The organism is Cellulomonas sp. KRMCY2 (assembly GCF_000526515.1).
In the GTDB taxonomy this organism is placed as follows: Bacteria; Actinomycetota; Actinomycetes; order Actinomycetales; family Cellulomonadaceae; genus Actinotalea.
Window position 1 is genome coordinate 1,446,765 of the sequence record NZ_JAGF01000001.1, and the last position, 12,541, is coordinate 1,459,305.

Below are 12,541 nucleotides of genomic sequence, written 5' to 3' on the forward strand. Positions count from 1 at the left end.
AGCCCGCGCCCCCCCGGACACGCACGTGCGGGGCCAGGATGGGAGCCATGAGCGTCCCACTGCCCATCGTCGACGCGTCAGTGGTCGAGGTCGAGGAGGTCGTCACCCTCCTCGGGACCGATCCGCTGCGTGGGCTGACGGGTGACGAGGCGGCCCGACGGCTCACCGAGCACGGTCCGAACGAGCTCACCGCCGAGCCGTCGGTGCCGCTCTGGCTCCGGCTGCTCGCCCAGCTCCGCGACCCCCTGATCTACCTGCTGCTCGGCGCGGTCGTCATCTCGGTCGTCGCCTGGGTGGCCGAGGGCGCCGAGGGCCTGCCCTTCGACGCGATGGTCATCGGCGTGATCGTGGCGGCCAACGCCGTGCTCGGGTTCGTCCAGGAGCGGCGTGCCGAGAGCGCCGTCGCCGCGCTGCAGCAGATGAGCGCCCCGACCGCCTCGGTGGTCCGCGACGGCGAGGTGCGCCGGGTGCCGACCCGCGAGGTCGTGCCGGGCGACCTGCTCGCGCTCGCGGAGGGCGACACGGTGACCGCCGACGCACGGCTCGTCGCGACGGCCGCCCTGACGATCGCCGAGGCGTCGCTCACCGGCGAGAGCGAGGCGGTGGCCAAGAGCCCGGCGGTCCTGCCCACGCCGGTCGGGCTCGGCGACCGCACGGACATGGTCTTCGGCGGGACGGCCGTCACCCGGGGAACCGGCCGTGCCGTCGTCGTCGCCACCGGGATGGGGACCCAGACCGGCCGGATCGCCCAGCTGCTCGAGGCCACCGAGGCCGAGCAGACCCCGCTGCAGCGGGAGATCGCCCGGGTCGGCCGGACCTTGGGCATCGCCGTGGTGGTCATCGCGACGGTCGTGGTCGGCACCGTGCTGCTGACCTCGGACCTGCACCGGGTGTCGGACGTCGTGACGGTCCTGCTGCTCGGCGTCTCGCTCGCCGTGGCCGCCGTGCCGGAGGGCCTGCCGGCGATCCTGTCGGTCGTGCTCTCGATCGGGGTGCAGCGGATGGCGGCGCGCAACGCGATCGTCACGAGCCTGTCCTCGGTCGAGACGCTCGGTTCGGCGTCCGTGATCTGCTCGGACAAGACCGGGACGCTGACCCAGAACGAGATGACCGTCCAGCGCATCATGACGGCCTCCGGGTCGGTCCGGGTCGCCGGCGCCGGCTACGACCCGATCGGGGCGGTGACCGTCGGCGACGGCGACGACGTGCTCGACCCGGACGACCCGCGCTGGGCCGAGGTCGTTGCGGTGCTCGGCGGCGGCAGCCTCGCGAACGATGCGAGCCTGCGTCAGGACCCCGGCGGCGACTGGGGCATCGAGGGCGACCCGACCGAGGCGGCGTTCCTGGTCGCCGAGCGCAAGCTGGGCATCACCGACCGGCGCACGCAGCGCTTCCGCCGGGTCGGGGAGGTGCCGTTCAGCTCCGAGCGCAAGCTCATGTCGACGATCGAGGTGGATGCCGACCAGGGCGGGCGGGTCGTCGTGGTGACCAAGGGCGCCCCGGACGTGCTGCTCGAGCGCTGCACGCACGTGCTGGTCGGCGGCGAGGTCGTGCCGCTCGACGAGGAGCACCGCGCCCGGGTGCTCGCGGGGATCGCGGAGCTGTCCGACGACGCGTTGCGCACCCTCGGCGTCGCCTACCGGGAGACCGACGCCGACGTGGCCTGGGCCCAGCAGCCGGACCTCGCGGGCGCGCCGGAGGAGGTCGAGCACGACCTGGTCCTGGCCGGCGTGGTCGGCATCATCGACCCGCCGCGGTCCGAGGCGCGGGACGCGGTGGCAGCGGCCCACCGAGCCGGCGTCCGGGTCATGATGATCACCGGTGACCACCCGCTGACGGCGTCCCGGATCGCCGGTGACCTGGGGATCGTCGAGCCCGGTGCCCCGGCTCTGACCGGGCTGGAGCTCGAGGCGCTGGACGACGCCGGCCTGCGGCAGGCCGTGCGCGACGTGTCCGTCTTCGCGCGGGTCGCTCCCGAGCACAAGCTCCGGATCGTCGACGCGCTCCAGGCCGACGGCAACGTCGTGGCGATGACCGGCGACGGCGTCAACGACGCACCGGCCCTGAAGTCGGCGGACATCGGGGTCGCGATGGGTATCACCGGGACGGAGGTGACCCGGCAGGCGGCCGCGATGATCCTGGCCGACGACAACTTCGCGACGATCGTCGACGCCGTGCGCGAGGGTCGGGGGATCTTCGACAACATCAAGAAGTTCCTCCGGTATCTGCTGTCGTCGAACATGGGCGAGGTCCTGACGGTCTTCGTCGGGGTGGTCGCGGCCGGCGCGCTGGGGCTCACGGGCCACGGCGAGACCGTCGTCGTCCCGCTGCTGGCGACCCAGATCCTGTGGATCAACCTGCTCACCGACAGCGCCCCTGCCCTGGCGATGGGAGTCGACCCGCAGACCGACGACGTGATGGCCCGCCCACCACGACGGCTCACCGACCGGGTGATCGACGTGCACATGTGGGTCGGCGTCCTGCTGCTCGGTGCCGTGATGGCTGTCGTCACGCTGCTGACCATCGACCTGTACCTGCCCGGTGGGATGCTCCCCGGCTCGGACGACCTCGACACGGCCCGGACCGCCGGGTTCACCGTCCTCGTGCTCGCGCAGCTCTTCAACGCGCTCAATGCGCGGTCGGAGGCGACGTCGGCCTTCCGCCGCCTGTTCGCGAACCGCTGGCTCTGGGCGGCGATCGTCCTCTCGCTCGCGCTCCAGGTCGCCGTCGTGCACGTCCCGGTGCTCAACACCGCCTTCGGCACCGCGCCACTCGGGCTGGACCAGTGGCTCGTGTGCGCGGCGATGGCCAGCGCGGTGCTCTGGGTCGAGGAGCTGCGCAAGGTCGGGCTGCGTGCCTGGGGACGCCGCCGGTCGGACTGAGGCGGTGGTGCCCGTGGTCCGGACCGATCGCTCATCTCGGCAGGTTCTTGGGCCCGCTGACGCCTGACCGTGGCCCGACAACCCGCCGGTGGCTGGTCTGGGGCTGGTGGCCTCGTCACCCGCCGGTGGCTGGTCCGGGGTCGGTGGCTGGTCACCCGCCGGTGACTGAGGCGCACGCCGGGCCGCACGGTCGGGGGCGACCGCGCCAACCGCCCTGCCTGAGCGCTGCCGCCACCTGTCCGGCCGTCGCGCACGGTGTCACGACGACGTGGCGCCAGCGGTAACGAAGGGTGATCTCACCGCGGGCCAGGACGACAGCGTTGTCCCGCCACGTGTCGGCGTCGGTCCGGCCGCCGGGGTGCGCCAGTGCGCCGTCGAGCTCCACCCGCACGCCGAGGCCCCGGTAGATGCAGTCGGCCCGGAGCCAGACGGCGCCCACGACCTCCCGCACCTGCAGCTCCGCTCGGGGCAGGCCGTGTCGACGCCCGACGTCGCGGTGGTACCTGCGCTCGAGCGGCGACTCGATGCCGGTCGCGACCTCGGCCAGGAGCTCCTCGAGGAGCCGGCGGTTGCGTACCCGGGTGCGCCGGGCCAGGGCGTCGGTGATCTCCGGCAGCCGAGCCGCGGCCCGGACCGCGTCGCAGACCCAGCCGACGGCGTCGTCGTCGGACCGCGCGGCCGCCACCAGGTCCACGACCGTGTCCCCGCGCCACGTCCGCCTCGGTCGCCCACCGCTCGGCGGCATCGCGCGGCGGCGGTGGATGGCGAGGCCAGGCGCCGGTCCGAGCCGATGCGGCTCGGGGACGGAGACGTCGATACCGCGAGGGGCGACCGCCCGGAAGCCATGAACGAACGCCGCGGAATCGTGGCTGAGCGTTGCTCCGGGGCCCGCATGCAGCAGCGCAGCCCACGTGCGCGTGCGCCATGGAACCGGTCCGGAGTGCACCACGAGAACACCCTCATGCAGGCGCTGCCAGTGCCCGGACCCCACCTGACGGGCGACCCACGCGCGATCGGCGCCCGCGTCCTGCAGCTGGCGTGTGGTCACGGCGCCCGACTGCGGACCTGCGATGCGGGCAGTCGCCGCCGGGGTCAGTCGCATGCCTCGAGGATCGAGCGTGAGCCGCGAGTCGGCAGGGAGCGCCCGCCCGACCTGTGGACCGCCCGCCCACCCCCCGCCTGTGCACGACACCTCCGTCGCCGCCCCGCCCGTCGCCGCCGCACGCTGCCCGCCCGCCCGGCCGCTCGGCCGCCCGGTCGCGAGGCCGCAGCCGTTGTGCGGAGTCTCGGTAACGCCTGGTGTTACCCGGACTCCGCACAAGCCCAACTCCGGGGGGAGGGGGACGGGGGGGAGGGGGCGGACGGGGGCCCGCGGCGACGGGTGGGCAGCGGGCGGCGACGGGTGGGGCGGCGGGCAGCGGGCGGCGGGTGCGCGCGGGGCGCCGACGGGGCGGGCGGGCGGGGCGGATGGGCAGCAGGTGGGGCGGGCGGGCGGGGGCGCGCGAGGGCGCGGGGGACGGCGAAGGCCCCGACGCCTCTCGGTGTCGGGGCCTTCGCCTGAGTCGATCCGGTGGAGCGGGCGCCTAGCTCAGCGCTCGTTCTCCCCGCGGATGAAGGCCTCGAGCTCTGCCCGGCCCTTCGTGTCTTCCATCTGCACCGGCGGCGACTTCATGAAGTACGTCGCAGCGGACAGGATCGGGCCACCGATGCCGCGGTCCTTGGCGATCTTCACGGCGCGCAGGGCGTCGATGATGATGCCGGCCGAGTTGGGCGAGTCCCAGACCTCGAGCTTGTACTCCAGGTTCAGGGGGACCTCGCCGAACGCGCGACCCTCGAGGCGGACGTACGCCCACTTGCGGTCGTCGAGCCACTGGATGTAGTCCGACGGGCCGATGTGCACGTTCCGCGCCGACAGCTCGTGGTCCATGTTGGACGTCACGGACTGCGTCTTGGAGATCTTCTTGGACTGCAGGCGGTCCCGCTCGAGCATGTTCTTGAAGTCCATGTTGCCGCCGACGTTCAGCTGGTACGTGCGGTCCAGGATGACCCCACGGTCCTCGAACAGGCGGGCCAGGACGCGGTGCGTGATGGTCGCGCCGACCTGGGACTTGATGTCGTCACCGACGATCGGCACGCCGGCGTCCTCGAACTTCTTGGCCCACACGGGGTCGGAGGCGATGAAGACCGGCAGGGCGTTGACGAACGCGACCTTCGCGTCGATCGCGCACTGGGCGTAGAACTTCGCCGCGTCCTCGGAGCCGACCGGCAGGTAGCAGACCAGCACGTCCACAGCGGCAGCCTTGAGGGCTGCGACGACGTCGACCGGAGCGGCGTCCGACTCCTCGATCGTCTCGCGGTAGTACTTGCCGAGACCGTCATGGGTCGGGCCGCGCTGGACGGTCACGCCGAGCGGCGGGACGTCAGCGATCTTGATGGTGTTGTTCTCGCTCGCGCCGATGGCGTCGGAGAGGTCGAAGCCCACCTTCTTCGCGTCGACGTCGAACGCCGCCACGAACTCGATGTCAGAGACGTGGTACGGGCCGAACTGCACGTGCATGAGGCCTGGCACCGTGCTCTGGGGGTCGGCGTCCGCGTAGAAGTGGACGCCCTGGACCAGCGATGAGGCGCAGTTGCCGACGCCCACGATGGCGACGCGGATCGAACTCATCCTCGCTCCTTCAGATTTCTCAGTGCTGGGACGCGTCAGCGTCGTCAGCGTTGGCGGACCCGGTCGGACGACCGGTGTCCTCGGTTCTTGCGCGACGGGTGCCGCGCTCGTTGTCGATCAGTCCGTCCAGCCAGCGCACCTCGCGCTCGACCTGCTCGAGCCCGTGCCGCTGCAGCTCGAGGGTGTACTCGTCGAGGCGCTCACGCGTCCGGGCGGCCGACTGGCGCACGCTGTCGAGGCGCTCGGCGAGGCGGGTCCGTCGTCCTTCCAGGATCCGGAGCCGGGTCTCGGCGTCGGTCTGGGCGAAGAAGGCGAACCGCACGTCGAAGTGCTCGTCCTCCCACGTCGTCGGCCCGGAGCTCGCCAGGATCTCGGCGAAGTGCTCCTTGCCGTCGGCCGTGAGCTCGTAGACGATACGAGCACGCTTGCCGCTCAGTGCGTGCGGCGGGGGCGTCGTGGTGGCGTCGCTGCCGACGATCATCCCGCGCTGGGCGAGGGACTTGAGAGCCGGGTAGAGCGAGCCGTAGGACAGTGCACGGAACGAGCCGAGCAGGACGTTGAGTCGCTTGCGCAGCTCGTAGCCGTGCATCGGCGTCTCGTGCAGGAGCCCGAGGATCGCGAGCTCGAGGATGTCGGACCGGCCTCGCACCTGCTCACCCCCGTGTCGCGCTGATGTATCGAACTGATACATCGAAAGAGTAGGACGGTACGTGTCGATCTGGCAAACGGCCGGTTGCCGGCGGCGTCACCTGCGCAGTCCCTGCACCGATCCGCACACGCTCTTCACGAGCCCGTGGCCATACTGGAGGAGCCGGACACGCACGGAGTCCGTACCCTGATCGATGGCTGACCCCCAGCCGCCAGCACAGTTGTCGACCGGAAGGCACAGCGTGGCACCGGGCACACCCCCCTCCTCGCACGGCCCCTCGCGCTCCGGCGGACCCACGAGTCCGCAACGGCGCAGCGTCATGAGCTCCGGAGCAGGCGGCGCGCGTCCGACGACGCCAACCGGCGGAGCACCGACGGCGCGCGGGGGCGGGGCCGGCAGCGGCGGACCCACGCGGCGCAGCCCCGGGTCGGGCGGGTCAGGCGGATCCGGCGGATCCGGCGGCGGGCGCCCGGCCGGACGTCGACGGCTGATCGACTACCCGCGTCAGGGCAAGACCGGCATCCGTCGCTGGCTGCCGTCGTGGCGCCTCGTGCTCGGTGCCGTCCTGACGGTCCTGGCCGTGCTCGTCGGCGTGCTGGTGGCCGCGTACGCGAGCACCGACATCCCCCAGCCCGACGAGTTCGCCGACGACCAGACCACGACGGTCTACTACGCCGACGGCAGCGAGATGGGCACCTTCGGCGAGCAGAACCGGATCATCGTCGACGGCGAGAGCATCCCGCAGCACGTGCGCGACGCCGTCGTCGCGGCTGAGGACCGGACCTTCTACGAGAACCCGGGGATCAACCCGGTCGGCATCGTCCGGGCCCTGTGGAACAACGTGCGGGGCAACGACCAGCAGGGTGGGTCGTCGATCACCCAGCAGTACGCCGAGCGGTACTACTTCGGCACGACCGTCAAGGACTACCAGGGCAAGCTCGAGGAGGCCCTGCTCGCGGTCAAGCTGGCCAGGTCCCAGGACAAGGACGAGATCCTGGGCAACTACCTCAACACGATCTACTTCGGCCGGGACTCCTACGGCATCGAGACCGCCGCGCAGGTGTACTTCGGTGTCGGCGTCGCCGACCTGACCGTCTCGCAGGCCGCGCTGATCGCGGGGATCATCCCGTCGCCGAACAACTGGGACCCCCGCGCCAACCCGGACAAGGCCGAGCAGCGCTGGAACTACGTGCTCGACGGCATGGTCACGACCGGCGCGCTGACCCAGGCCGAGCGGGACGGGCAGGTGTTCCCGGAGACGATCGAGTACGCCCGGCCGGACACGTTCGCGGGGCCGGTGGGCTACCTGCTCGACATGGTCAAGCGGGAGGTCCTCGACCCGGACAACTCGCCGATCACCGAGGACGACCTGATGAGCACCGGCTACAAGATCGTCACGACGATCGACCCGGTGCTCCAGCAGGCGGCGATCGACGCCGTCGCGACCCTGCCGGCGGACAAGCCGGCGTCCCTGCAGGCCGCCCTGGTCACCCTCAACCCGCAGGACGGCGCGATCGTCGCGCTCTACGGTGGCGCGGACTACCTGACCGACGCGCGCAACACGGTGACCTATCACACGGCCCAGGCCGGGTCGACCTTCAAGCCGTTCACGCTCATCGCCGCCCTCGAGTCGGGCAACTCGCTGCGCTCGCGGTACGACGGCGACTCCATGATCACTGTCGACACCTTCCCGGACCCGGTGCGCAACTTCGGCTCCGGCAACGGCCAGAGCTTCGGCGTGATCGACGTCGTCACGGCGACCGCGAACTCGGTCAACTCCGTCTACGCGCAGCTCAATGCCGAGGTGGGCCCGGCGGCAACGCTCGACGTGGCCCGTCGAGCCGGCCTGCCGGACGACGCTCTCGTCGGCCAGGAGGTGCCGTCCAACGTCCTGGGCACCGCCTCGCCGCACCCCCTGGACATGGCGCAGGCCTACAACACGTTCGCCGCCCAGGGGATGCGCACCGAACCGTTCATCGTCCGGTCCGTCGAGTACCTGTCCGGCGGGGTCGTCTACGAGGGCGGCTCGACGCCCGAGCGGGTGTTCGAGGCCGACGTCATGGCCGATGTCACCTACGCGCTGAGCCAGGTGGTGGAGGACGGCACCGCGAAGAAGGCGGCGGAGATCGGACACCCGGTGGCGGGCAAGACCGGTACGTCCAACGAGAACCGGTCGGCGTGGTTCATCGGCTACACGGCCCACCTGACGACCGCCGTGACCCTCTTCCAGCTGGGGGAGGACAACAAGTCGATGGCGGAGATCACACCGTTCGGTGGGGTCTCCCAGGTCACCGGTGGCTCGATCCCGCTCGACGTGTGGACGGCCTACATGACCACCGCGATGGCCGGGCGTGAGGTGATCGAGTTCCCGGCACGGGCCGACGTCGGCGAGGAGAAGAAGCCGCCGATGGTCGCCATCCCCGCGGTGGCCGGGATGTCCGAGTGGGACGCCCGGGTGACGCTCGAGGGCCTCGGGTTCGTCGTCTCGGTCGAGCGGCCGTTCGACCCGAACGTGCCCAAGGGCACCGCGATCTCGACCAACCCGGCGGGTGAGGCCGAGGAGGGCAGCGCGGTCGCGATCGTGGTCTCCGAGGGCCCGGAGCCAGCGGCGGAGGTCGCGGTGCCGACCGTCGTGGGGATGACCGAGGCCGCTGCGACGGCGACCCTGCAGGCCGCCGGCTTCGTGGTGTCGACCTCCCGGGAGGCGAGTGCGACGGTCCCGCTCGGCACCGTGATCTCGAGCAACCCGTCCGGCGGTCAGGCCGAGGAGGGCAGCACCGTCACGATCGTGGTGTCGGGCGGGCCGGCGGTGGTCGAGCCGCCACCGACCCAGGCGCCACAGCCCTGAGTCGGCTGACGGCCTGAACCGGCCGGTGCCCGGGTCCGCCCCGGGTCGCCGGCCGGTGGCGTCGTGGCGTCGGTCGCGTCGGTGACCCGGTAGCATGGGCGGTTGCTGCCCGGAGCCGAGCGACGCCTATCGTCGCGGGAGACCCGGGCCTGCAGACGCAACACCCTCCTGTCACGGAGAGACCGTGACCGATCAAGTCCACAGGAGGTGGGTATCCGCATGCGTCATTACGAGATGATGGTCATCCTCGATCCAGAGATCGAGGAGCGCACCGTCGCCCCTTCGCTCGACAAGTACCTGTCCGTGGTCACGACCGCCGGCGGATCGATCGACAAGGTCGACATCTGGGGCCGTCGTCGCCTCGCCTACGAGATCCTCAAGAAGACCGAGGGCATCTACGCGGTCGTCGACTTCACCGCCGAGCCGGCAACGGCCAAGGAGCTGGACCGCCAGCTGGGCCTGAACGAGGCCGTCCTGCGCACGAAGGTCATGCGCCCCGACGCGCACTGAGCGTCGTCCACGGCACCGACCCACAACGACTGATCTGAACGAGGAGCTGGCATGGCTGGAGACACCGTCATCACGGTGGTCGGGAACCTCACCGGGGACCCCGAGCTGCGCTTCACCCCGTCCGGGGCCGCCGTCGCGAACTTCACGATCGCGTCGACCCCTCGGCAGTTCGACCGCCAGAGCAACGAGTGGAAGGACGGCGACACGCTGTTCATGCGCTGCTCGATCTGGCGCGAGGCCGCGGAGAACGTCGCCGAGTCGCTGACCAAGGGCATGCGCGTCATCGCCTCCGGTCGGCTCGTCCAGCGCTCCTACGACACCCGCGAGGGTGAGAAGCGCACGGTGGTCGAGCTCCAGGTCGACGAGATCGGTCCGTCGCTGCGCTACGCGTCCGCGAAGGTCACCCGTGCCCAGCGCTCCGGCGGTGGCGGCGGTGGCTTCGGCGGTGGTGGCGGTGGCGGTGGCGCGCAGTCCTCGTCCGCCGACAACGACCCGTGGGCAACGCCCGCACCGTCGGCCGGTGGCTCGTTCTCCGACGAACCTCCGTTCTGACCGGCACACAAGACATCACCCATCCCGGGTAGCCGCCGCCGCAGGGCGGCCCACCTGCCCGGGCTCCGAAGAACCTGAAGGAGCACCACGATGGCGAAGCCCGTCGTTCGCAAGCCGAAGAAGAAGCTCAACCCGCTCAAGGCCGCCAAGATCGACGTGGTGGACTACAAGGACACCGTCCTGCTGCGCAAGTTCATCTCCGACCGCGGAAAGATCCGTGCGCGTCGGGTGACCGGCGTCTCCACCCAGGAGCAGCGCGCCATCGCCCGGGCCGTCAAGAACGCCCGTGAGATGGCCCTGCTGCCCTACTCGAGCTCTGCTCGCTGAGAAAGGCTGACCTCCGATGGCAAAGCTCATCCTGACTCACGAGGTGACCGGCCTCGGTACGCCCGGTGACGTGGTCGAGGTGAAGGACGGGTACGCCCGGAACTTCCTCCTGCCGCGTGGCCTGGCGACCGGGTGGTCCAAGGGCGCCGAGAAGCAGATCGCCGGCATCCGCAACGCGCGCAAGAAGCGCGAGGTCGCCGGGCTCGACGACGCGAAGGCGATCCGCGACTCGCTGCAGTCCAAGCCGGTCATCGTGACGGCCAAGGCCGGCGTGTCCGGTCGGCTGTTCGGCGCGATCACCACGACGGACATCGCCGAGGCCGTCGCGGCCGCCGGTGGCCCGTCGATCGACAAGCGCAAGATCGAGGTCGGTCAGCCGATCAAGTCGCTCGGTGACTTCCAGGTGCAGCTCCGGCTGCACGACGACGTCTCCGCGCGGATCGACGTGCGGGTCGTCCCGGAGGCCTGAGCCTCCACCAGCAGTGCACGAGGCCCGGCCCCGCTCGGGGGCCGGGCCTCGTTGCTGTCCCCCTCTGGAACTCACCCCGGTGACGGTCTCGTGACGGTGGCCGTCAGGCGCCGGTGACCAGCCATGCGGTCCCGCGCGCGCGCAACCCGGTCGTCACGGCGCGGGCGAGCATGAAGACGCCCGCGAAGGCGACCCAGGACCAGACGAGACCCGAGACGCCGTCGTCGGCCACGGCACGGACCGCGAGGGCGGCCGGGGCGTAGACCGCCAGCGTGACCAGGCCGACGACGGCGAGGTACCGACCGTCCCCGGCGCCGATCAGGACGCCGTCGAGCACGAAGACCCAGCCGGCCATCGGCACGGTCGCCGCGATGACGAGCAGGGTGGTGGCCACCGCGCGCCGCACGTCGGGATCGTCGCTGAACAGCTGTGCGACCCACCAGCCGGAGGCCGCGAGCGTCACGCCGAGGACGACACCGGCGCCGACGCCCCACTGCAGGGTCCGCCGCAGCACCGCCCTGGCAGCCGGGACGTCACCACTGCCGAGGGCCTGGCCGACCATGGCCTGGGCGGCGATCGCCAGCGCGTCGAGGGCGAAGGCCGCGAGGCCCCACAGCGCCATGACGACCTGGTGCCCGGCGAGCGTCACGGTGCCGAGCCCGGTGGCGACCCACGCCGCCAGGAGGATCGCCAGCCGCAGCGACGTCGTGCGGACGAGCAGCGGAGCGCCCGTGCGCAGACCGGTCAGGACGCCCGACGCCGAGGGCCGCAGCGGCAGCTCCAGGGCGCGGGCCCCGCGCACGACGACGGCCGCCAGCGTCGCCGCCATGGCCAGCTGGGTGACTGCGGTACCGGACCCGGAGCCGGCGACGCCCATGCCGAGACCCAGCACGAGCACGACCGAGAGTGCCGCATTGACCAGGGCGCCTGCGGCGGCGACCCACAGCGGCGTGCGGGTGTCGAGCATGCCTCGCAGCACACCGGTCGCAGCGAGGACCGTGAGCATGCCCGGCAGGCCGGGGGCGGACCACCGCAGGTAGGCCACGGCGTGCGGGGCGACGTCGGGCGGTGCACCGAGCGCAGCGACGACGCCCGGTGCCGACAGCCAGAGCGCGGCGCCGAGCAGCGCGCCGAGACCGAGCGCGAGCCAGAGCCCGTCGATGCCGAGCCGCAGCGCCCGACGCCGGTCCCCGGCTCCGATCGTGCGGGCGACGCTTGCCGTCGTGGCGTAGGCCAGGAAGACGCACAGCCCGACGACGGTGGTCAGGACGGTGCTCGCCAGCGCGAGGCCGGCCAGCTCGGGCGTACCGAGCTGCCCCACCACGGCGGAGTCGACCAGGATGAACAGGGGCTCGGCGACGAGCGCGCCGAGCGCGGGCGCCGCGAGTGACCGGATCTGGCGGTCGAGGCGCGAGACATCAGGTGGGATCGGGTGTCCATCAGGTGAACGGATTGCCAACGAATTCCTGTCCACAGCGGGTGCACGGCGTACGTGGTGGTCAGCGCGTGTTCCCACGGCTCCCACAACGGTATCCACAGCGTTGTCCCCGCCCTGTGCACAGACGCCCTCGGCGCGGTCCACAGCGTCGTCCCCAGGTTGCCCACAGGGCCAATGTCCCTTTGTTGGGTCCGGGAG

10 protein-coding genes are annotated in these 12,541 nt (G+C 71.8%); 6 read left to right on the plus strand and 4 right to left on the minus strand.

Annotated features, from left to right (window positions below; genetic code table 11):
- Positions 1–47: 47 nt before the first annotated feature.
- Complete coding sequence (locus K415_RS0107020; RefSeq protein WP_081784924.1) at positions 48–2,882, plus strand: cation-translocating P-type ATPase; 2,835 nt, start codon at positions 48–50, stop codon at positions 2,880–2,882.
- A gap of 151 nt (positions 2,883–3,033) precedes the next feature.
- Here the strand turns inward: K415_RS0107020 and K415_RS0107025 are convergent, their stop codons facing one another.
- From K415_RS0107025 to K415_RS0107035, 3 genes are all read right to left on the minus strand, one after another.
- Complete coding sequence (locus K415_RS0107025; RefSeq protein WP_024286368.1) at positions 3,034–3,984, minus strand: hypothetical protein; 951 nt, start codon at positions 3,982–3,984, stop codon at positions 3,034–3,036.
- A 486-nt stretch (positions 3,985–4,470) separates the two neighbouring features.
- Positions 4,471–5,550, minus strand: a complete 1,080-nt coding sequence (locus tag K415_RS0107030; protein WP_024286369.1) for an inositol-3-phosphate synthase — start codon at positions 5,548–5,550, stop codon at positions 4,471–4,473.
- A gap of 19 nt (positions 5,551–5,569) precedes the next feature.
- Positions 5,570–6,199, minus strand: a complete 630-nt coding sequence (locus tag K415_RS0107035; protein WP_029663306.1) for a PadR family transcriptional regulator — start codon at positions 6,197–6,199, stop codon at positions 5,570–5,572.
- 319 nt (positions 6,200–6,518) lie between these two features.
- Here K415_RS0107035 and K415_RS21570 point away from each other — a divergent pair, with 319 nt between their 5' ends.
- From K415_RS21570 to rplI, 5 genes are all read left to right on the plus strand, one after another.
- Complete coding sequence (locus K415_RS21570; protein WP_024286370.1) at positions 6,519–9,047, plus strand: transglycosylase domain-containing protein; 2,529 nt, start codon at positions 6,519–6,521, stop codon at positions 9,045–9,047.
- 219 nt (positions 9,048–9,266) lie between these two features.
- Entirely contained in the window at positions 9,267–9,557 is a 291-nt protein-coding gene (rpsF, locus tag K415_RS0107045) for a 30S ribosomal protein S6 (RefSeq protein WP_024286371.1), read from the plus strand.
- 51 nt (positions 9,558–9,608) lie between these two features.
- Positions 9,609–10,109, plus strand: a complete 501-nt coding sequence (locus K415_RS0107050) for a single-stranded DNA-binding protein (RefSeq protein ID WP_024286372.1) — start codon at positions 9,609–9,611, stop codon at positions 10,107–10,109.
- A 90-nt stretch (positions 10,110–10,199) separates the two neighbouring features.
- On the plus strand, positions 10,200–10,436 hold the full coding sequence (gene rpsR, locus K415_RS0107055; protein ID WP_024286373.1) for a 30S ribosomal protein S18: 237 nt from the start codon (positions 10,200–10,202) through the stop codon (positions 10,434–10,436).
- A 16-nt stretch (positions 10,437–10,452) separates the two neighbouring features.
- The gene (gene rplI, locus K415_RS0107060) at positions 10,453–10,905 is read left to right on the plus strand and encodes a 50S ribosomal protein L9 (protein WP_024286374.1); all 453 of its coding nucleotides are present in this window, start codon (positions 10,453–10,455) and stop codon (positions 10,903–10,905) included.
- A 103-nt stretch (positions 10,906–11,008) separates the two neighbouring features.
- On the opposite strand, the gene K415_RS0107070 is transcribed toward rplI, so the two are convergent.
- Positions 11,009–12,364, minus strand: coding sequence for an MATE family efflux transporter (locus K415_RS0107070; RefSeq protein ID WP_051480438.1), 1,356 nt, complete (start codon positions 12,362–12,364; stop codon positions 11,009–11,011).
- Positions 12,365–12,541 lie beyond the last annotated feature (177 nt).